The 19,097-nt window shown below is 72.2% G+C and carries 19 protein-coding genes; 6 read left to right on the top strand and 13 right to left on the bottom strand.

Translation table 11 applies throughout. The features are described from left to right. Both ABZ441_RS02280 and ABZ441_RS02275 read right to left on the bottom strand, forming a co-directional pair. Positions 1–1,236, bottom strand: a complete 1,236-nt coding sequence (locus tag ABZ441_RS02280) for a substrate-binding domain-containing protein (RefSeq protein WP_358967101.1) — start codon at positions 1,234–1,236, stop codon at positions 1–3. A 154-nt stretch (positions 1,237–1,390) separates the two neighbouring features. Then, the gene (locus ABZ441_RS02275) at positions 1,391–1,996 is read right to left on the bottom strand and encodes a TetR family transcriptional regulator (protein WP_358967098.1); all 606 of its coding nucleotides are present in this window, start codon (positions 1,994–1,996) and stop codon (positions 1,391–1,393) included. 248 nt (positions 1,997–2,244) lie between these two features. Between ABZ441_RS02275 and ABZ441_RS02270 the strand changes: the two genes are divergently transcribed. The 3 genes from ABZ441_RS02270 to ABZ441_RS02260 are packed head-to-tail and all read left to right on the top strand — an operon-like array spanning position 2,245 to position 5,427. After that, complete coding sequence (locus ABZ441_RS02270) at positions 2,245–3,558, top strand: glycosyltransferase family 4 protein (RefSeq protein WP_358967095.1); 1,314 nt, start codon at positions 2,245–2,247, stop codon at positions 3,556–3,558. A gap of 52 nt (positions 3,559–3,610) precedes the next feature. Continuing rightward, entirely contained in the window at positions 3,611–4,342 is a 732-nt protein-coding gene (locus ABZ441_RS02265; protein WP_358967092.1) for a class I SAM-dependent methyltransferase, read from the top strand. Further along, on the top strand, positions 4,339–5,427 hold the full coding sequence (locus ABZ441_RS02260; protein ID WP_358967090.1) for a prenyltransferase: 1,089 nt from the start codon (positions 4,339–4,341) through the stop codon (positions 5,425–5,427). Before ABZ441_RS02265 ends, ABZ441_RS02260 begins: the two co-directional genes overlap by 4 nt. Here the strand turns inward: ABZ441_RS02260 and ABZ441_RS02255 are convergent. Continuing rightward, the gene (locus ABZ441_RS02255) at positions 5,424–5,717 is read right to left on the bottom strand and encodes a hypothetical protein (RefSeq protein ID WP_031099239.1); all 294 of its coding nucleotides are present in this window, start codon (positions 5,715–5,717) and stop codon (positions 5,424–5,426) included. The genes ABZ441_RS02260 and ABZ441_RS02255 overlap by 4 nt on opposite strands. 380 nt (positions 5,718–6,097) lie before the next feature. On the opposite strand from ABZ441_RS02255, the gene ABZ441_RS02250 reads away from it, so the two are divergent. Further along, on the top strand, positions 6,098–6,877 hold the full coding sequence (locus tag ABZ441_RS02250; RefSeq protein WP_358967087.1) for a maleylpyruvate isomerase family mycothiol-dependent enzyme: 780 nt from the start codon (positions 6,098–6,100) through the stop codon (positions 6,875–6,877). An 83-nt stretch (positions 6,878–6,960) separates the two neighbouring features. Here ABZ441_RS02250 and ABZ441_RS02245 read toward each other — a convergent pair whose 3' ends face one another. The 4 genes from ABZ441_RS02245 to ABZ441_RS02230 all read right to left on the bottom strand — a co-directional run bounded on the left by ABZ441_RS02245 (position 6,961) and on the right by ABZ441_RS02230 (position 11,174). Then, positions 6,961–7,776, bottom strand: coding sequence for a DUF5336 domain-containing protein (locus ABZ441_RS02245; protein ID WP_358967084.1), 816 nt, complete (start codon positions 7,774–7,776; stop codon positions 6,961–6,963). Positions 7,777–7,963: 187 nt separating this feature from the next. After that, complete coding sequence (locus ABZ441_RS02240; protein WP_358967536.1) at positions 7,964–8,827, bottom strand: N-acetylmuramoyl-L-alanine amidase; 864 nt, start codon at positions 8,825–8,827, stop codon at positions 7,964–7,966. Between the two features lie 79 nt (positions 8,828–8,906). Further along, positions 8,907–9,563, bottom strand: coding sequence for a class I SAM-dependent methyltransferase (locus tag ABZ441_RS02235; RefSeq protein WP_358967082.1), 657 nt, complete (start codon positions 9,561–9,563; stop codon positions 8,907–8,909). A gap of 96 nt (positions 9,564–9,659) precedes the next feature. Further along, positions 9,660–11,174, bottom strand: coding sequence for an MFS transporter (locus tag ABZ441_RS02230; RefSeq protein ID WP_358967079.1), 1,515 nt, complete (start codon positions 11,172–11,174; stop codon positions 9,660–9,662). Positions 11,175–11,423: 249 nt separating this feature from the next. On the opposite strand from ABZ441_RS02230, the gene ABZ441_RS02225 reads away from it, so the two are divergent. After that, on the top strand, positions 11,424–12,941 hold the full coding sequence (locus tag ABZ441_RS02225; protein WP_358967076.1) for an MFS transporter: 1,518 nt from the start codon (positions 11,424–11,426) through the stop codon (positions 12,939–12,941). Between the two features lie 51 nt (positions 12,942–12,992). Here the strand turns inward: ABZ441_RS02225 and ABZ441_RS02220 are convergent, their stop codons facing one another. Next, entirely contained in the window at positions 12,993–13,625 is a 633-nt protein-coding gene (locus tag ABZ441_RS02220) for a response regulator transcription factor (RefSeq protein WP_358967533.1), read from the bottom strand. A gap of 210 nt (positions 13,626–13,835) precedes the next feature. On the opposite strand from ABZ441_RS02220, the gene ABZ441_RS02215 reads away from it, so the two are divergent. Then, positions 13,836–14,282 carry a hypothetical protein gene (locus ABZ441_RS02215; protein WP_358967073.1) on the top strand — a complete coding sequence of 149 codons (447 nt, stop codon included), beginning with the start codon at positions 13,836–13,838 and terminating at the stop codon, positions 14,280–14,282. A 34-nt stretch (positions 14,283–14,316) separates the two neighbouring features. Here ABZ441_RS02215 and ABZ441_RS02210 read toward each other — a convergent pair whose 3' ends face one another. The 5 genes from ABZ441_RS02210 to ABZ441_RS02190 all read right to left on the bottom strand — a co-directional run bounded on the left by ABZ441_RS02210 (position 14,317) and on the right by ABZ441_RS02190 (position 18,779). Continuing rightward, complete coding sequence (locus tag ABZ441_RS02210; protein WP_358967071.1) at positions 14,317–15,519, bottom strand: sensor histidine kinase; 1,203 nt, start codon at positions 15,517–15,519, stop codon at positions 14,317–14,319. An 11-nt stretch (positions 15,520–15,530) separates the two neighbouring features. Beyond that, complete coding sequence (locus ABZ441_RS02205; RefSeq protein ID WP_358967068.1) at positions 15,531–16,253, bottom strand: ABC transporter permease; 723 nt, start codon at positions 16,251–16,253, stop codon at positions 15,531–15,533. Continuing rightward, complete coding sequence (locus tag ABZ441_RS02200; RefSeq protein WP_358967065.1) at positions 16,253–17,236, bottom strand: ABC transporter ATP-binding protein; 984 nt, start codon at positions 17,234–17,236, stop codon at positions 16,253–16,255. Before ABZ441_RS02200 ends, ABZ441_RS02205 begins: the two co-directional genes overlap by 1 nt. A 170-nt stretch (positions 17,237–17,406) precedes the next feature. After that, the gene (locus tag ABZ441_RS02195) at positions 17,407–17,580 is read right to left on the bottom strand and encodes a hypothetical protein (RefSeq protein ID WP_358967062.1); all 174 of its coding nucleotides are present in this window, start codon (positions 17,578–17,580) and stop codon (positions 17,407–17,409) included. A gap of 110 nt (positions 17,581–17,690) precedes the next feature. After that, positions 17,691–18,779, bottom strand: a complete 1,089-nt coding sequence (locus ABZ441_RS02190) for a hypothetical protein (protein ID WP_358967530.1) — start codon at positions 18,777–18,779, stop codon at positions 17,691–17,693. Between the last annotated feature and the right edge of the window lie 318 nt (positions 18,780–19,097).

The raw sequence follows: 19,097 nt of genomic DNA, 5'->3' as shown, positions 1-19,097 counted from the left end.
TCAGCCCGCCGAGGGCTTCGCGGGCGGTGCCACCGCATCCATCGGCTGCGTGCTCACCAGCTCGGGCTCCGCGGCCGCACCCGTGCCGTTGAGCTTGGCCACGAACATCGGCTGCACGAGCGCGTGGTCGTCGGCACGGATCTGCTGCCGGCCCTTCACCCCGTCGAAGCTCCAGCCCTCCAGGGCCTTCACCATGGCGGCGGTGTCGGTGGCACCGCCCTCCTCGACGGCCCGCACGATCATCTGCGCCGCGGTGAAACCGTCGGTGCTGAACAGGTCGGGGGTGCCGCCCGCCTTCTCCACCCCGGCGATCATGGCCTTCTCCACGGCGTTGCCGCCGCCCGCACCGGGGAAGTAGTGCGCGAGGAAGGAGACCTTCGCGCCGGCCGCTCCGAAGACCGGGTACGAGGCCGTCCCGGCCAGCCCGGTGACGACCTTGCCGGCGTTCAGCACGCCCTGCTGGTCCAGCGCTGTCCACAGCGCCGGAGCGGTCGCGCCGGCCCATGCGACGAAGACCAGATCGGGACCGCCCGCCTTGACCTGCCGGGCGAAGGGCGTCAGGTCGGTCGCGCTGGGCGGAGCCAGCACCGAGCCCACCGTCGCGCCCCGGGCACCCAGGACCGCCTTGACGGCGGCGACGTTGGCCTGGCCGAAGGTGGAGTCCTGAGCGAGGACGGTGACCTTCTTGCCCTTGGGGTCCCCGAGGATGGTGCCCGCGGTGAGGATGTCCTGGTAGGACTGCCGTCCTGACCGGAAGGTGTAGTCGTTGATCCCGGTCACTGCGTCCGTGGCGGCCGGGCCGTTGACGTAGAGCACCTTGTTCTGGGCGGCCAGCGGGGCCATCTGGAGCGCGACGCCGGAGTCGGTGGTGCCGGCCAGCACCTTGTAGCCCTTGCCGATCAGGTTCTTCGCGGCGGAGACCGCCTTGCCGGGGTCACCCGCGTCGTCCTGTTCGGTGACCTCGATCGGATGGCCGCCCGCCTTGCCGGTGCCCTTCGTCGCGTGGTCGAGGCCCGCCATGAACCCGTCGCGGTACTGCTTCCCGTACGCGGCGAGCAGTCCCGTACGGGAGTAGACGAGCCCCACCTTCACGGCCTCGTCCCCGCCCTTGCCCGAACCGGAGCCCTCGCCCGCCTGCCCGGCGGCGGTGCATCCGACCAGGAGCAGGCCGGCGGCGCCGAGCGTGAGGGCGGTCAGGGAATTTCTCTGGGCGGTGCCTACGGCTCTGCGACGCATGGTGACCGGCTCCTCGGGAGGGTTCGGGTGATGTCGGCCGAACCGTACGAACACCGTGGCGCCGTCGACATGGTGCAGGGAACCTCACCTGGGCAAGTGCCGGTGTGCGCACGGCACATGGGTGCGTCGCGGCGGGTGCGGGCGCGAGACGGTGTCAGCGCGTGCGGGGCGGGAGGTCGATCAGCCCGCAGACCGTCTCGATGTCCCGTTTCACCTGCGCGATCGACTCCCGCCCCGACAGCCAGGTGATCAGCGCCGAGAGCCAGGTGTGCTCGATGACGCGGACCACGGACAGCTGCTCCTGCGTGGGGTCCTTCAGACCCATCGCGTCCAGGACGATCGCCGTCGTCAGCCGGGACACGGCGTCCACCTCGGGACTCACCCCGCGGTCCGCGAAGGTCAGTGCCCGCACCATCGCGTCCGCCAGATGCGGATCGCGCTGGAGCGCCCGGAACGCCCGCATCAGGGTTTCGGCGACCCGCCGGGCGGCGTCGTCCCCGGCGGGCGGCTGCCTGCGGAGCGTGACGTGCAGGTGCTGGAGCTGGTCCTGCATGATCGCGACCAGCAGATGGACCTTCGACGGGAAGTAGCGGTACAGCGTGCCCAGGGCGACTCCGGCGGCGTCCGCCACCTCGCGCATCTGAACGGCCTCGAAGCCGCCCCGCCCGGCGAGCTGGGCGCCGGCCCGCAGAATGCTGCGGCGGCGGGCCTCCTGGCGTTCCGTCAGGGGAGGCGCTGCCGGCCTGGCTTCCGCTGTCATCTGTCCCCATCCCCGTCTGTCCCCGTCGCAGAGTGAGAACCGGTTCCCTGTCCGGTCGGGCGCCGGCATCCGGGCGCGCACAGCATGCCAGGGCGTCCGTCGTGGCGCGAATCACCTGATCCGGCCGTCACGCCGACGCTACCTGCCGGTAGATTCGGTGCGGGTTGAACGAACGAGTCTGAAACTTGTTCTAGATTAGCGCGACCGGTTACGCTCCGGCGAAAACGCAGTGATGAAGGGGGCCGAGTGTGACCGCTGAGGCCATAGAGTCGGGCCCCCTCGCGGGCGGTGGCGCGTCGGACACCGACGGTGACCGGCCGTTGCGCATCGCACTCCTGACGTACAAGGGCAACCCCTTCTGCGGAGGCCAGGGCGTCTACGTCCGCCACCTCGGACGCGAGCTGGCCCGCCTCGGCCACAGCGTCGAAGTGATCGGCGCCCAGCCCTACCCGGTACTCGACGAGGGCGTCCCGCTCACCGAGCTGCCGAGCCTCGACCTCTACCGTCACCCCGACCCGTTCCGCACCCCGGGGCGCGGGGAGTACCGCGACTGGATCGACCTCGCCGAGGTCGCCACCATGTGGACCGGCGGCTTCCCCGAGCCGCTCACGTTCAGCCTGCGGGCGCGGCGTCATCTCCTCGCCAGGCGCGGTGACTTCGACGTCGTGCACGACAATCAGACGCTCGGCTACGGCCTGCTCGGAGACCTGGGCGCGCCCCTGGTCACCACGATCCACCATCCCATCACCGTCGACCGCCGACTGGACCTGGACGCCGCGGAGTCGATGCGCCGCAGGCTCTCGGTGCGCCGCTGGTACGGCTTCACCCGGATGCAGAAGCGCGTCGCCCGCCGTCTGCCCTCCGTCCTCACCGTCTCCGGCTCGTCGCAGCAGGAGATCACCGAGCACCTCGGGGTGCGGCGCGACCGGATCCAGGTCGTGCACATCGGCGCCGACACCGACCTCTGGTCGCCCGACCCCTCGGTCGCCGAGATCCCCGGCCGGATCGTCACCACCTCGAGCGCGGACGTCCCGCTCAAGGGCCTCGTCCACCTCGTGGAGGCCCTCGCCAAGCTCCGTACCGAGAACCCGGCGGCGCACCTCGTGGTCGTCGGCAAGCGGGCCGAGGACGGTCCCGTCGCCCAGGCCATCGAGCGCTACGGACTCCAGGACGCCGTCGAGTTCGTCAAGGGGATCAGCGACGCCGAGCTCGTCGACCTGGTCCGCAGCGCCCAGGTCTCCTGCGTCCCCTCGCTGTACGAGGGCTTCTCGCTGCCCGCCGCCGAGGCCATGGCCACCGGGACCCCGCTGGTGGCGACCACCGGCGGCGCCATCCCCGAGGTCACCGGGCCCGACGGGGAGACCTGCCTGGCCGTGCCGCCCGGCGACGCGGGGGCCCTGGCCGCCGCGCTCGGCCGGCTCCTCGGCGACCGTCGACTGCGTGCCCGCCTCGGCGAGGCGGGCCGAGCCCGGGTGCTGGCCAACTTCACCTGGGCCAGGGCCGCCCTCGGCACCGTCGAGCTGTACCGTCAGTCGATCGCAGCCCGGGGAGCCCGCAGGTGAGCGCCCCCGCGACTCCCGGAATCCGTACCTCCGACCTCGAAGGCAGGCCCCCGTGCTGACCGTCGACTTCACCCGCTTCCCGCTCGCCGCAGGCGACCGGGTGCTCGATCTGGGCTGCGGCGCCGGCCGGCACGCCTTCGAGTGTTACCGGCGCGGCGCCCAGGTGGTGGCCCTCGACCAGAACGCCGAGGAGATCCGCGAGGTCGCGAAGTGGTTCGCCGCGATGAAGGAGGCCGGAGAGGCACCCGCGGGCGCGACCGCCACCGCGATGGAGGGCGACGCCCTCAACCTGCCGTTCCCCGACGCGTCCTTCGACGTCGTGATCATCTCCGAGGTGATGGAGCACATCCCCGACGACAAGGGCGTGCTCGCCGAGATGGTCCGCGTGCTGAAGCCCGGCGGCAGGATCGCGATCACCGTGCCCCGCTACGGGCCCGAGAAGGTCTGCTGGACGCTCTCCGACGCATACCACGAGGTCGAGGGCGGCCACATCCGCATCTACAAGGCGGACGAACTGCTCGGCAGGATCCGTGAGGCCGGTCTCAAGCCCTACGGCACCCACCACGCGCACGCACTGCACAGTCCCTACTGGTGGCTGAAGTGCGCGTTCGGCGTGGACAACGAGAAGGCGCTGCCGGTGCGCGCCTACCACAAGCTGCTGGTCTGGGACATCATGAAGAAGCCCCTGGCCACCCGGGTCGCCGAGCAGCTGCTCAACCCGGTCGTCGGCAAGAGCTTCGTGGCGTACGCGACGAAGCCGCACCTGCCGAAGGCCGAGGCGTGAGCACGCCGGAGCAGACCGAACACCTCGTCCTGCCGGGTGTCCTGACGGCCGAACAGGCCGCCGAGACCGTGGCCGCGCTGCTCGCGGTGCAGCGCGAGGACGGGGCGCTGCCCTGGTTCCGCGGCCACCACCTCGACCCCTGGGACCACACCGAGACCGCGATGGCGCTGGACGCGGCCGGTGAGCACGAGGCCGCCGCCCGTGCCTACGCGTGGCTGGCCCGCCATCAGAACGAGGACGGCTCCTGGTACGCCGCCTACCATGACGGCGACCCCGACCGGCCGACCGACCTCGGTCGCGAGACCAACTTCTGCGCCTACGTGGCCGTCGGCGTCTGGCACCACTACCTCGCCACCGGCGACGACGCGTTCGCCGACCGGATGTGGCCGACGGTCTACGCGGCTGTCGAGTTCGTGCTGCGGCTCCAGCAGCCGGGCGGCGAGATCGGCTGGAAGCGCGAGCCCGACGGCACCCCCGTCACCGACGCCCTGCTGACCGGCTCCTCCTCCATCCACCAGGCGCTGCGCTGCGCGCTGGCGCTGGCCGAGGGACGCGAGGAACCGCAGCCGGACTGGGAGTTGGCGGCCGGTGCGCTCGGCCACGCGATCCGCAGTCACCCGGAGCGCTTCCTGGACAAGAGCCGCTACTCGATGGACTGGTACTACCCGGTCCTCGGCGGCGCGGTGACCGGCACGGCCGCGACGCGGCGGATCGCGGAGGGCTGGGACAGCTTCGTGGTCCCGGGTCTCGGCGTGCGCTGCGTGCTCCCCAACCCCTGGGTGACGGGCGGCGAGAGCTGCGAACTGGCCCTGGCGCTCTGGGTCACGGGGGAGTCGGACCGCGCTCTGGAGATCCTCCAGTCCATCCAGCACCTGCGGGCCGAGGGCGGCCTCTACTGGACGGGATACGTCTTCGAGGGCGACCGCGCCGTATGGCCGGAGGAACTCACCACCTGGACCGCCGGATCACTGCTCCTCGCGGTGGCCGCGCTCGGGGGGGACGAGGCGACCACCGCGGTCTTCGGCGGCGAACGGCTGCCGGCGGGACTGGAACCGGACTGCTGCCGTGAGGAGCCCGTCGGCTAGGAGCGGCGGAGGCGTCCCGCCACGGCGTGTCCGATGAACAGGTAGACGACGGCGGCCAGACCGTAACCGGTGACGACGCGTGCCCACGCCTCGTCGAAGGTGAACAGGTCGTAGGACCAGCCGGCCAGCCAGTGGGCCGACTCCTGGACGAACTGCACCAGGTCGTTGCCCCGGTTGGCGTCGAGCAGGTACATCAGGATCCAGAGGATGATGATGAAGGCCATGATGTCCGCGACGACGGCTATGACGCGTGCGGCGGTACTGCTTCCTGTGCCAGTTCTTGGAGACATGCTCTCCGGATTGCCGCTTAACCGAAAGTGAAACCCTGCGGATGGCGCCGGGTTGCGTACCGCTCCTCCCCGGGTGAACCCGGCCCCGCTGAAGCACCCCTGCGCGTCACGCGGAGAGGAACGGCTCCGTCAGATGAGGCGTCGCCAGGTGCAGCGTCATGGCGGTTCCGCGGCCGAGCATGCGCTCCCTCATGTCATGTTTTCCATGCGGGTGGATGAACAGCGAGAAGGCCTCGGGTAGTTGGTGCCCGTCGCACCCGGTGGGCGCACAGGCGGCGGCCCCAACGCCAAAAGCATCCTGTGCGCGGGTCCCTGCCGTATCCGGGTCATGCCCCGAAAACCGGCTGAACAGATCGTCGGACGCCGCATAGGGTGCGACGATGACTCTCCTTGCGCACGAGCGCTACTGCGACGAGATCCTCGTCCAGACCGACCTGCTGGCCGCGCTGGTCAAGGACACCGACCTGACGCGCCGGGTCCCGAGCTGTCCCGACTGGAACCTGCGCGAACTCGTCGTCCACGTCGGCGGTGCGCACCGCTGGGTCGGTGAGATGGTCCGCAGCAGGGCCGCCGAGGAGCTCCCGGAGGGCCAGGTCGCCGACGCCGCGGGCCCGGCGGGCGCTGACGCGGCCGCCCTGGCGGGATGGCTGACCGCGGGTGCCGCCGCGGCCGTGGACGCTCTCCGCGAGGCGGGCCCGGACACCGAGGTGTGGACCTGGGGATGGGAACGCCGGACCGCCTTCTGGGCCCGGCGCATGGCACATGAGACCGTCGTCCACCGGGCGGACGCCACCCTCGCCACGGGGGCGGCGTTCGAGGTCGCACCCGACCTGGCCGCCGACACGATCACCGAATGGCTGGAGATCGTCGCCTTCGTCCAGTCGAAGGGCGACCCGGAGGCCGCCGAACTGCGCGGCGGCGGAAGGACCTTGCACCTGCACGCCACGGATGTCCCGGCGGCGGAGTGGCTGATCGAATTCGGCGAGGACGCCTTCACCTGGCGCCATTCCCACGAGAAGGCGACCGTCGCCCTCCGGGGGCCGCTGACCGAACTGATGCTGGCCTTCAACCGCAGGCAGAAGCCTGACGCGGGCCGACTCGAGATCCTGGGGGACCGGGAGCTGCTGGACTTCTGGCTGGACAGGTCGTCCTTCGGCTGACAGAGCCGGTACGAACGCGGCACACGGCCGGGTACGCCAGTGGCCCCCGCCCTTCCGGGCGGGGGCCACTGCCGAGCGACGGCTCAGCCGCGCTGGATGCCGGAGGTGTCCTGGAGGACACCACGGCGGCCGTCCTGCGTCTGGGCGATGAGCCCGGAGCCACGCTGCTCGACCGCGAGGTACCACGTGCCGGGTGCGAGTTCGGCGATCGGGTTGGGGGCGCCGTCCTCGCCGTGCAGCGGGCGGGCCACCGGTACCGCGAACCAGAAGGGCGTGAAGTCACCGGCCGGCGCTCCACCGCTCTGCGGAGCCGCCGCCGCCTGCTGCTGGGGCTGGCCGGGCTGACCCTGCTGGGTGCCGTACGGCTGCTGCTGGCCCGGCTGGGCGCCGAACGTCTGCTGGCCACCGGGGTAGCCGTAGCCCTGGCCGGGGTGCTGGCCGTAGGCCGGCTGTACGGCCTGCGCCGGGCGCGGTGCACCCATCAGCGGGGCCTTGAGTGCCGGAACCAGCGGAGTGGCCACGGCACCGCCGGCCAGCACCAGGGTTGCCAGCAGGCCGAGGATCAGACCGGCGCCCGCGTCACCGGCGTCGATGATTGTCCAGAACATGGTCCACAGGGAGAACACGGTGAACGCGGCGCCGAACTGGCCGAGTTCGAAGCCGACCACCTTGCGGCCCGGCATCACGCGGCTGACGATCAGCAACGCTGCACCGATGATGCCGGCCAGGTAGATGCCCATCAGGACGGAAAGGGAGTCCCAGGCGTTCGCGCTGTAGCCCGAGCAGTCCACGTCCGAGGGGCAGTCGTAGCCGGAGAGGTCGAGGAAAGAGGCGATGAACAGCACGACCGCTGCTCCGATCACCACGCCGTCGCCTCGGGAGAGGGAGCGGATATTCACGTGAAGGTCCTTAGTCGGTCGTCTCGTCGGGGCGGTCGTCGATGCCGCCTGAACGGCGGGTACGGCGCGAAGCTCGGGGGCGGCTCCCCATCGTAGGGATTGAATCTATCGTCTGCCCGGGCGGGTTGTGATGCTGCCCGGACCTCGGAACGGCTTTCCGCCCGATGTCATCACCGTTCGCGCAGAACTACTTCTTCAGATAGCCGCTGATGCCCCCGGCGATGCCGAGAGCCGCCTTCTGGCGCCAGCCCGCGCTGGTGAGCAGGGCGGCGTCCTGCGGATCACGCATATTGCCGCATTCGACGAACACCTTGGGCACGGTCGACAGATTCAGGCCGCCCAGATCGTCACGGGTGTCCAGCCCGGTGCCACCGCCGATGTAATTGGAAGGGGCGCTTCCGCTGACGCGTACGAAATTTCCGGCGATCCGTTCTCCCAGTTCACGCGAAGGGGCCACGATCTTCGCGGTGTCCGCACCGCCTCCGTCCACCGCGGCGGGGAGAATGACGTGGAACCCCCGGTTCCCGGTCGCGGAACCGTCCGCGTGGACCGAGACGACCGCGTCGGCCCGCTCCTTGTTGCCGATCCGCGCCCGCTCGTCGACGCACGGGCCGAAGGGGCGGTCGCCGTCCTGGGTGAGGACGACCTCGGCGCCCTGTTCCTCCAGCAGCGTGCGCAGCCGCCGGGAGACGTCGAGGGTGAAGCGGGCTTCGGCGTAACCGGAGTCGGTGGCCGTTCCCGTGGTGTCGCACTCCTTGCGCCCGGTGCCGATGTCCACCTGGCTGTTGATCTCCCGGGTGTGATCGCGGTTGCCCGGATTGTGCCCGGGGTCGATCACCACGGTGCGGCCCGTGAGCGGACCCCGGGGCAGGGGCTCGGCGGACGGGCTCGTGGCCGGAGCCTGCGGAGTCGCGGACGAGGGGGAGGAGGACGGCGAGGGCGATCCGGTCCGGGTCGCCGTCCCCGGTCCGGCGGCGGGGCCCTGCCCGCCGTCGCCCGCGCACCCCGCGGCGGTCAGGCAGGCACAGGCCAGGGCCGCGACCACGGACATGGGCCTCCGGCGCGTGTCCGGGCGCGGTGTGGGGGGAACGAAGTCTGCGTTACGCACGTCGCGATGCTACTCGTGACGTTCAGACGCCCGTCCCCGTGCGCCGCAGTACGCGCAGTGAGTCCGTCACCGAGATCTCGGTGAACGCACCTGATTTGAGGGCGCGTTGATGGACGCGGAACGGGGCCTGGCCGCCGTCCGCCGGGTCGGGGAACACGTCGTGGATGACCAGCAGACCGCCGTCGGCGACCTTCGGGGCCCAGCCCTCGTAGTCACCGTTCGCGTGCTCGTCGGTGTGCCCGCCGTCGATGAAGACGAGGCCGAGCGACCCGCCCCAGACGGCCGCCACCTGCGGGGACCGTCCGACGAGCGCCACCACGTGCTCCTCCAGGCCCGCCCGGTGCAGGGTGCGCCGGAAGGTGGGCAGCGTGTCCATCAGGCCGGTCTCCGGGTCCACCACCGACGGGTCGTGGTACTCCCAGCCCGGCTGCTGCTCCTCGCTGCCCCGGTGGTGGTCGACGGTCAGGGCCGTCAGCCCGGCCGCCCGGGCGGCGTCCGCCAGCAGGATCGCGGACCGACCGCAGTAGGTGCCGACCTCCAGGAGCGGCAGCCCCAGTGCCGCTGCCTCCGCGGCGGCGGCGTACAGGGCGAGCCCTTCGTGGACCGGCATGAAGCCCTTCGCGGCCTCGAAGGCGGCGAGGACCTCCGGCTCGGGACGGGCGGCGGACTCGGCGGCCACGGGGTTCCTCCTGGTGGGGCGGTGGATCGGACGGCGTCCCATGGTGCCGTACGCCCCCGTTGTACGGATCGGCGGGGCGTACGGGAAGCGGCCGGGTCAGCGCCGCACGGGTGCCTCGACGGTGACCGGGGCCCGCTCCGCCGCGGCGAGCGCGTCGCCCGCGCTGCTGGCCAGCAGCACCGGACGGGGCGGCCGCTGGGCCGGCAGGAACGCGGCCAGCACGAGGCCGATCAGCACCGCCCCCGTGGCGATCACGAACGAGGTCCGGAAGCCCTCCATGGTGGGGACCTCGACCGACCCCATCCGCACCGAGGTGTTCGCCAGCACCATGCCGATCACCGCACTCGACATCGAGGTGCCGATCGACCGCATCAGCGTATTCAGGCCGTTGGCCGCGCCGGTCTCGGACGCGTCGACCGCCCCGATGATCAGGGCGGGCAGCGAGGAGTACGCGAGCCCGATCCCCGCCCCGAGCACGACCGCGATCACCACCGTCTGCCAGGCGGCGCTCATCAGGCCGAGCCCCGCGCCGTAACCGACGGCGATGACGAGCATGCCCAGTATCAGGGTCACCTTCGGGCCGCGGCGGGCGGAGAGCCGGGCGTACAGCGGCGCGACGAACATCATCGTCAGACCCAGCGGCGCCACGCAGAGCCCCGCCGTCACCATGGACTGCCCCAGGCCGTAGCCCGTCGACTCGGGCAGCTGGAGCAGTTGCGGCAGGACCAGTGACACGGCGTAGAAGGCGACCCCGACCATGATCGAGACGAGGTTGGTGAGCAGCACCTCACGGCGGGCGCTGGTCCGCAGATCGACCAGCGGCGCCGGTGAGCGCAGCTCGAACACGCCCCACAGCACGAGGATCAGCAGGGACGCGGCGATCAGTCCGAGGGTCAGAGGAGAGGTCCAGCCCCAGTCGCCGCCCTTGGTGACGGGCAGCAGCAGGCAGACCAGGCCGAGGGAGAGCCCCAGCGCACCGACGAGGTCGAAGCGTCCGGGCGCGCGCAGCGGAGGCTCCGGCACGACGAGGACGGTCAGGGTCATGGCCAGGACCCCCAGCACGGCCGAACCGAGGAAGAGCGCGTGCCAGTCGGCGTGCTGGGCGATGACCGCGGCGGCGGGCAGTGCGAGTCCGCCGCCGACGCCTATGGAGGAACTCATCAGGGCCATGGCCGAGCCGAGCTTCTCGCGCGGCAGTACGTCGCGCATGATGCCGATCCCCAGCGGGATGGCCCCCATGGCGAAGCCCTGGAGCGCCCGCCCGACGATCATGATCACGAGATTGTCGGTGGAGGCGCAGACCAGCGAACCGACGACCATCACGGCGAGGCTGGCCAGCAGCATCCGCCGTTTGCCGTACAGATCGCCGAGCCGCCCCATGATCGGCGTCGCGACGGCCCCGGCGAGGAGGGTGGCGGTCATCACCCAGGTCGCGTTCGCGGGGTCGGTGCCGAGGAGGGACGGCAGGTCCTTGATGACGGGGACGAGCAGGGTCTGCATCACCGCGACGGTGATCCCCGCGAACGCGAGCACCGGAACGACCCCGCCGCCCTTGGTCCTGGGCGGATCGGAGAGCTCTCCCGTGTGCTGTCCGTTCGTCGTCCGTTGCATACGTGTGGCCTCCGGGGCGGGGGGAGAAGCGGGAGTTCGAGCGGGGTCGTGCGTGTGCGGCGGCATGCCTGCGGGCAGCGCCGACCGCCAAGTGTGTGCATGCTGAACGCTTCCGTACGCCCGCGTTATTCCGGTGAACGCGGCGTAAAAGAGGAAAGTCGGCGAAGGTCCTACGACCAGGGGCGGCGGGCCGAGGGGGGTGGGAGGGGGACCCGAAACCGATGTACGGGGCACGGGTGGCCTGCGAGTATGACACCCATGGTTGACGTCTCCCCGCCCACGCCGCTGCCCGCCCGGTCCAGGACCCGTACGTGGGCCGTGGTCGCCGCGGCCTGCACCGGCCAGTTCCTGGTCGTCCTCGACGTGTCCGTCGTCAATGTGGCGCTGCCGTCCATGCGCACCGACCTGGGCCTGAGCGCACCCGGACTGCAGTGGGTCGTCAACGCCTACTCGATCGCCTTCGCCGGCTTCATGCTGCTCGGCGGCCGGGCCGCGGACATATACGGCCGGAAGAGGATGTTCCTGACCGGACTCGGCCTCTTCACCGCGGCCTCACTGGCCGGCGGATTCGCCCAGGAGGGCTGGCAGCTCCTCGCGGCCCGCGCCGGGCAGGGACTCGGCGCCGCCGTGCTGTCCCCGGCGACGCTCACGATCCTCACCGCCGCCGTCCCCGAGGGCCCCGCGCGGACCAGGGCGATCGGCACCTGGATGGCGGTCGGCGCGGGAGGCGGCGCGGCCGGCGGGCTGATCGGCGGGGTACTCACCGACGCCCTCTCCTGGCGGTGGGTCCTGCTCATCAACGTACCGGTCGGCGTCCTGGTCCTCGCCGGAGCGGCGGTGTGGCTGGCCGAGGGCCGGGCGGGCGACCGGCGCCGCGTGGACCTGCTGGGCGCGCTGCTCGTCACGGCGGGCCTGGCGACCACCGCGTACGGCATAGTGCAGACCGAGGCCTCGGGCTGGACAGCCGCCGCCACCCTGGTGCCCCTGCTGGGCGGACTGGCCCTGCTCGGTGTGTTCGTCCTCGTCGAGGCGAGGGTGGCGGCGCCGCTGATGCCGCTGCGGGTCCTCGGCGTTCGCGCCGTCTCGGCGGCGAACGTGTCGATGCTGCTGCTGGGTTCCGCGACCTTCTGCATGTGGTACTTCATGACCGTCTACGCCCAGAACGTGCTGGGCTACACGCCGTTGCAGGCCGGGTTCGCACTCGTCCCCAGCTCCGCCGCCGTCTTCGTCGGAGCGAAGGCCGCCCCCGTCATCATGGCGCGGACCGGAGCCAAACCCCTGGCCGTCGCCGGTGCCCTGGTCGCCGCCGCCGGCTTCGGCTGGCAGTCCACCATGGGAGAGCACGGCTCCTACCTCATCTCGGTCTGCCTCCCCGGTGTCCTCATGATGGCCGGGGCCGGACTGGCCTCCACCCCGCTGGCCACGCTCGCCACCTCCGGGGCGGCACCCGGCGACGCCGGACTCGTCTCCGGGCTGGTCAACACCTCCCGCACGATGGGTGGCGCGCTGGGCCTCGCCATCCTCTCCACGGTCGCCGCGGCTCGTACGGCGGGCTCCGAAGGGGCCGCCGAGATCACGGCCGGATACGCGCTGGCCTTCCGCGCCTCCGCCGTGGTGCTGGTGGCCGGAGCCGTGATGATGCTGCTCTGGCTGCCTGGACGACGCGTGGGGAAGAAGACCGGCGGACGGCCGGACGTGCCGGCCGGCGGCCGGGCGGCACGCCCCGGGAGCGAACCCGCACCGGCGCTGTACTCGCCGGAGGCGTAGGGCCTTCCTCCCGATGCGAGGGGCACGGCGGCCGCGACAGGCCCACGGGCGTCAGAGCCAGCCCTGCTGACGTGCCGCGCGCATCGCCTCCATGCGGTTGCGGGTACCCGTCTTGCCGATGGCCGAGGAAAGGTAGTTGCGGACCGTGGACTCCGACAGGCTCAGCCGCGCGGCGATGTCGGCGACCGTCGCACCGTCCACGGACGCGTTCAGCGCGTCCCGCTCCCGTGGCGTCAGCGGGCTCGGGCCCGCGCCCAGCGCGGCCGCGGCCAGCGCCGGATCGATCACCGTCTCGCCGCCCAGCACCTGCCGGATCGCCTTCGCCAGTTCCCCGACCGGACCGTCCTTGACCAGGAAGGCCGAAGCCCCGGCCTCCATGGCACGCCGGAGATAACCCGGCCGGCCGAAGGTCGTCAGGATCATCACCCGGCAGTCCGGCGCCTCCGTGCGCAGATCGGCGGCCGCGTCCAGGCCGCTGCGCCCCGGAAGTTCGATGTCCAGCAGTGCCACGTCCGGGCGGGACAGCAGTGCCTCGTCAACGATCCGGTCCCCGGTGGCCACCTGGGAGACCACCTCGAAGTCCGGCTCCATCCCGAGCAGCAGGGCGAGCGCGCTGCGCATCATGCCCTGGTCCTCGGCGAGCAGGATGCGTACCGAAGCCGTGGGGCGGTGGTCCTGCGGCATCTCGTTCACGAGCAACAGGGTATTGCCGTCGGCCTGTTGCGGCGGCGCGACGCGGCGGGGCGCGTGCGGGCGCCCAGCGGGCTCCGTCCGTCCCTCCCGGTTCCGGCTCGGCCTCTGTGACGGGCACCGGCTGACGGCGGTGCACCGTGCTATTTTGAGCGCGTTCAAATATGGGGGGCGGGCTGCCCGGGGTCACGGGGAGGGGACGGCGTGAGCCGACAGTTGTGGCACTCGGTCGTATGCACAGGGGTGGCGGTGGCGCTGACGGCGTCCTGCGGCTGGGCCGCGGCGATCTATGGCGCGGAGGTGTCGGCGGAGCAGGTCGAGGGCCGATGGGACAACGACGCGGGCACCTCCCTGACCTTCCGTGAGGACCACACCTTCACTGCCGGGCACTTCGGTGCACTGCCCGTCGCGTCCGAGTGCTGGAACCCCTCGTCCGGCCGCTGGGCCTTCTACTCCTCGGTCCAGGCCGACGAGGCCGCCACGCACGGCAGCATGATGTCGCTGACGTTCTCCGGCGACGACTGCGAAGTGGTCGCCTACTTCTTCGGTGACGAGGACGACCTCGTGATGTGCCCGACCGAGGACCCGGACGCCGGATGTCTTGACGGCAGCTCATTCCGCCGAAGCCGGAGCGTGGCTTCCGGCTCCTGAGGTCGAAGCGCAGGCCTCGCGGGCCCGTCCGACCTCAGCCGCAGTCCCGCTTCCCAGGGGCACGCCCCGCCCAGTCCCCCCTCCGAGGGGCACGCCCCGCCCCGGCCTCCGCAGAGGCGCCCCACGCCCCGGCCGGCAGTTCCGCCGCCACCACGAAGCCACCGCCCGCGCCGGGGCCCGACTCCAGCGAGCCGCCCTCGGCGGCCAGCCGCTCGGCCAGGCCCTTCAGCCCCGTACCGCCGACCCGTCCCGCCGGCTGTCCGGGCCCGGTGCCGGAACCGTCGTCCGTCACGGTCAGCCTGATCCGTTCGGGTGTGCAGTCCAGCGCGAACACGCAGCGCGTCGCGCCACTGTGGCGTACGACGTTGGTGACGGCCTCACGCGCCACCCAGCCCAGCAGCGCGTCAGCCCGCGGGGCGGGCGGCGGGCCCGAGCGGTGGACGACCGTCTCCATCCCGGCGGCGGTCAGCACCGGGCGTGCCCGGTCCAGCTCGGTGGCCAGGCTCCCCTCCCGGTAGCCGGTCACCGCCTCACGGATCTCCGTGAGGGCCTGGCGGCCCACGGACTCGATGTCGGAGACCTGCGCGACCGCCGCGTCGATGTCGTGCGGAGCGAGCCGGCGCGCCGCCTCCGACTTGACGACCACGACCGACAGGGTGTGGCCGAGCAGATCGTGCAGATCACGCGAGAAGCGCAGCCGTTCCTGCTCGACCGCGCTGCGGGCCAGTTCCTCCCGGGTCGCCCGCAACTCCGTCACCGTCTCGGACAGGGTCAGGATCGCGGCCGTCACGCCCCCGGAGATGAACGTTCCGTAGCCGATCGTCCAGGGCTCCGACACGTGATCGCCGCGCCACACCGCCACCGCGCACGCGCACGCGGCCAGGACGAACAGGCCGACGACCAGCCGCCGGCCGCGCAGGATCGTGCCGCAGGCCAGTGAGAACAGGGGGAAGAACAGCAGCCAGTTGCCGCCGTAGCCGATCGCGAGACCGAAGGTGATGGCACCCATCGCGGCCAGCAGCGCGTAGGACGTGGCGGTCTCCCGTGCCCGCCTGTCGAAACCCCGGAACATCACCGAGATGTAGAGGGAGTTGAAGGCCAGCAGTCCCAGTGCGCCGACCCAGGGGTTCGGTGTCTCGCCCTGCCAGAGGTTGGAGAACGCGCCGAGGCCCAACAGCAGTGTGGGCAGCAGGGTGTACGGTCCGGGCCGTCTGATCCTCGCCGTCCTCCGGGGCATCGCCACTCCGCTCACACCGTCCTCGCCGACCGACGGTGGGACAGCACGGCGTAGCCGCCTGACAACAGCAGCCACACACCCAGCACGGCAAGGGAGCCGGCCGGCGGGGCGTGCCCGGCGATCGTCGACCAGCCCAGGTCGGCGAACCCGTACGCCGGGGTGAACTCGCCGACGGCGCGCAGCCATCCGGGGAACATGCCGAGCGGGAACCACAGTCCGCCGACGACCGCGAAGCCCATCAGACAGGCCACGTTGACCACGCCCGTGCCCTGAGGGGTCAGCCGGTAACCGTTGCCGATGCCGAGCAGGGTGAAGGGCAGCGCGCCGATCCACAGCAGCACCACCAGCGCCCCCCACTGCCAGAGCGCCAGCCGCACCCCGTTGACCAGTGCCCCGGCCAGCAGGACCGTCAGGACGGTCGGCAGGACCGTCACCGAACCGCTGATCGCCCGGCCCGCCACCGCGCGTCGGGGGTCCAGCGGGGTGATCCTCAACTGCCGTAGCCAGCCGAGGGACTTGTCCGACGCGATGCCCGTACCGATCGCCATGGAGGAGCCGAGCGCCCCGTACGCCGCCATACCGACCATCGATGCCGCCTTCCAGTCGTCGTACGTGCCGCCCCCTCCCAGATTCGTGAACAGCAGATACATCATGACCGGCATGCCCGTCCCGAAGACCAGGAACGTCGGATCGCGCAGGGTCCGCCGGATCTCGAGGGCGATGTACGGGAACATCACGCGGCCTCCTTCCGGGGAACGGCCCTTGCGGGGACGGCCGGTGACGCCGCGGCGGTCGCCGGCCCGGGCGCGGTCAGGGAGAGGAAGGCGTCCTCCAGGGTGGCCCTGCCCACTTGGAGGCCGCGCACGGCACCGATCCGGGCCAGTGCGACGACGGTCGCGTCCGAGTCGTGCGTACGCAGAAGGACACGGCCCCCACGCACCTCGGCACCCACGACTCCGGGGAGCGACTCGAGCTCCGCGGCGGGCCGGCCGGCCGGGTCGATGGAGACCACACCGCCACCCGCCGCGCGCTTGATCACCTCGCCGCTGCCGTCCGCGGCGATCCGGCCGCCGTCCAGGACGACGATCCGGCCGGCGTTCCCGTCGGCCTCCTCCAGGTGATGGGTGGAGAACAGGACGGTGGCGCCGCGTTCGGCGAAGGACCGGATCGAGCCCCAGAGGGCGTGCCTCGCCTCCACGTCCAGCGCGGCCGTCGGCTCGTCCAGCACGATCAGTTCGGGATTCCCGGCCAGTGCCACGGCGAAGCGGACGCGCTGCATCTGGCCGCCGGACAGCTTGTCGACGCGGCGGCCCGCGTACTCCGTCATCCCGGCGAGGGCGAGTGCCTCGGTCACGGGCAGCGGACGCGGGTGGAGGGCCGCGACGAAGCGGACCAGTTCGCCCACCGTCACCCGGGGGATCGGACGGCCGTCCTGGAGCATGGCGCCGACCAGCCCGGCGCGGACGGCCCGGCCGGGGGCGCGGCCCAGCAGGCGCACCGTGCCGGAGTCCGGTTCGTCCAGCCCAAGCAGGAGGCTGATGGCCGTGGACTTGCCCGCGCCGTTGCGGCCGAGCAGGGCGACGGTCTCGCCCCGCGCGACGGTGAGATCGATGCCGTCGAGTGCCCGGACGGTGCGTCCCGCCCTCCCGAACGTCTTGACCGCCGCGGTGAATTCCACCGCAGGGCCGGTCATCGTGGTCCCCGTTGTCCGTGTCATGACGACGACGCTACGGAACGGGCGCCCGTCGTGGCAGGGGCGTGTGTACGGACTCCGCGAGGACAAATGTCATGGGTGCGTGGGCTCTCGGGAGCGGGCTGCGGCTGCCGTACGACGCGTGGGCCGTCACAGCCGGACGGCTGTTGACGGCCCACGCGTCGCGGAGTGGTTCAGGCCGCCGCGCCGGCACCCCCTTGGGAGGGACGGCGGTGGCGGCCGTGCGGCTGCGCGGGCACGCTCTCGGCCGACGCGCCTCCACGGTGCTTTCCGTAGCCGGCGTCGGCACCTTCCGTGTCCGCCTCGGGCGGACGCGTCTGGGTCGTGTCGGTTCGGGCCTCAGGCATGTGGGAAGTCTCCCCGTTGCAATCGCTTACGTGTGTGTCGCGGCCCGCGGTCGTCCGGCACGCTCACCCTCGGCGCCCGCGCGGAACGGCTGCGGAGCCCGGAGCAGAGTTTATCCAGGTGCGGTGCGTCCGGTGAGAGGCGCCTGCCCCAGTGGAACGGGCTTACACACACCGAAGGCCGGCGTGGCCGTGGACGCGTCCGTCCCCTTCGTGACGGCCGGGCGGGGCTCGTCCACCGGAGCCTCCAGCAAGGCCACCGCGCAGGCGGCGCCCTCCTGCGAGTACGGCAGGTGCAACACCCCTTCCCGGGTCCAGAAACCGGATCCCGCCAGCCACCCGCCGGGTGCCGCGAACTGGTGCAGCCGCCGTCCCGCAGGACGCCACAGCCCCACCCAGCTGCCCGCCGCGCCATCGATCCGCAGTGCCACCGCGCAGCTCTCGGGCATCAGCATCTGGCCCGGCTGCACCGCGAACGGCGTCAACGTCTCGTCCTGTGCGCGCAGGCACTCCGGGAACCGCACCGGCAGACAGCTGCCGAGCACGCCCCAGCCGAGCCGGTCCCGGCCGGGCGCGTCCGACCGGACCAGCAGCAGGCCGCTGTCGGCGTCGGCCAGCAGCAGCCGGTCGTCGCTCTCCGGCGCGATCTGCAGGAGCGGGGTCACCTCGCCCCCGCGCCCCAGGTCCACGACGACCGTCTTCACGGGGCCGCCGCCCGGCATCCGCCGGTCCAGGGCGAGCAGCCGGCCCTCCCGGTCGAGCCAGGCACCGCCCGAACAGCGTCCGGGAACGTCCGCGACGTGCTCGGGGCCGAACGCGCCGCCCGCCACCAGCCAGATGCCGGTGGAGCGTGCACCGGGGAGCAGGGCGAAGACGCTCATGCCGTCCGGGGACGGGGGGAGGAGCGCGAGTTCCGGGCAGTCGAGGGAGCCCAGGAAGAGTTCGCCCGTGCCCGGCCCGGTCGGATAGAGCAGCGAGAACGTGTGCCGGTCCGCGGCCACCCGTCGCCGGATCAGGACCCGTCCGTCCGAGAGCGGCAGCACGTCCGAGTCGGCCTCCTCCGGCTGGTCGAGGGGGAGGGGCACGGCGTAGGGCTCGGGGCCGTCCAGCGTCCAGCGCTCGGGGTACCACGCCGGTCCTGCCGTCTCCCCGGACGTCGTGAGCCGTGCGGCGTACGCGTGGTCGGCGGCGATGGTGAGCACGGGCGGCCCGGGACGTGAGGAGGCGCGGGGGAGGACCGCCGGGGCGCTCCGTGGCTGCGGTGGGGTTGGTGCGGCTGGTGAAGCCGGTGCGGCCGTCACGGGTGGTGTGAGCAGGGCAGCCGGTGCGGCCGTCACCGGTGGTGCGGGTGGTGCGGGTGGTGTCTGCGGTACGGACGGGAGGGAAAGCCGGATGGAGAAGGTGGGCGGCATGGACGGGATCGGTGGCATGGAGGGGACGGGCGATGCGGTCCCGGCCGGGCCGTAGCGACCGACGGTCACGTCGGGGCTTCCGGGGGCGGCGCGCCTCGCGGATCCGCC

It is taken from the genome of Streptomyces sp. NPDC005752, assembly GCF_040630715.1.
In the GTDB taxonomy this organism is placed as follows: domain Bacteria; phylum Actinomycetota; class Actinomycetes; order Streptomycetales; family Streptomycetaceae; genus Streptomyces.
Note: the sequence above shows the minus strand (reverse complement) of the source record. Positions and strands in the feature narration are given on the sequence as shown.

What these genes read in the sequence shown, in the direction of transcription:
- ABZ441_RS02275 (WP_358967098.1), bottom strand. Translation starts at nt 1,996, where the DNA reads ATGACAGCGGAAGCCAGGCCGGCAGCGCCTCCCCTGACGGAACGCCAG.
- ABZ441_RS02230 (WP_358967079.1), bottom strand. Translation starts at nt 11,174, where the DNA reads ATGCAACGGACGACGAACGGACAGCACACGGGAGAGCTCTCCGATCCG.
- ABZ441_RS02255 (WP_031099239.1), bottom strand. Translation starts at nt 5,717, where the DNA reads ATGTCTCCAAGAACTGGCACAGGAAGCAGTACCGCCGCACGCGTCATA.
- ABZ441_RS02250 (WP_358967087.1), top strand. Translation starts at nt 6,098, where the DNA reads ATGACTCTCCTTGCGCACGAGCGCTACTGCGACGAGATCCTCGTCCAG.
- ABZ441_RS02200 (WP_358967065.1), bottom strand. Translation starts at nt 17,236, where the DNA reads ATGACACGGACAACGGGGACCACGATGACCGGCCCTGCGGTGGAATTC.
- ABZ441_RS02205 (WP_358967068.1), bottom strand. Translation starts at nt 16,253, where the DNA reads ATGTTCCCGTACATCGCCCTCGAGATCCGGCGGACCCTGCGCGATCCG.
- ABZ441_RS02210 (WP_358967071.1), bottom strand. Translation starts at nt 15,519, where the DNA reads ATGCCCCGGAGGACGGCGAGGATCAGACGGCCCGGACCGTACACCCTG.
- ABZ441_RS02220 (WP_358967533.1), bottom strand. Translation starts at nt 13,625, where the DNA reads ATGCCGCAGGACCACCGCCCCACGGCTTCGGTACGCATCCTGCTCGCC.
- ABZ441_RS02280 (WP_358967101.1), bottom strand. Translation starts at nt 1,236, where the DNA reads ATGCGTCGCAGAGCCGTAGGCACCGCCCAGAGAAATTCCCTGACCGCC.
- ABZ441_RS02195 (WP_358967062.1), bottom strand. Translation starts at nt 17,580, where the DNA reads ATGCCTGAGGCCCGAACCGACACGACCCAGACGCGTCCGCCCGAGGCG.
- ABZ441_RS02225 (WP_358967076.1), top strand. Translation starts at nt 11,424, where the DNA reads ATGACACCCATGGTTGACGTCTCCCCGCCCACGCCGCTGCCCGCCCGG.
- ABZ441_RS02240 (WP_358967536.1), bottom strand. Translation starts at nt 8,827, where the DNA reads ATGTCCGTGGTCGCGGCCCTGGCCTGTGCCTGCCTGACCGCCGCGGGG.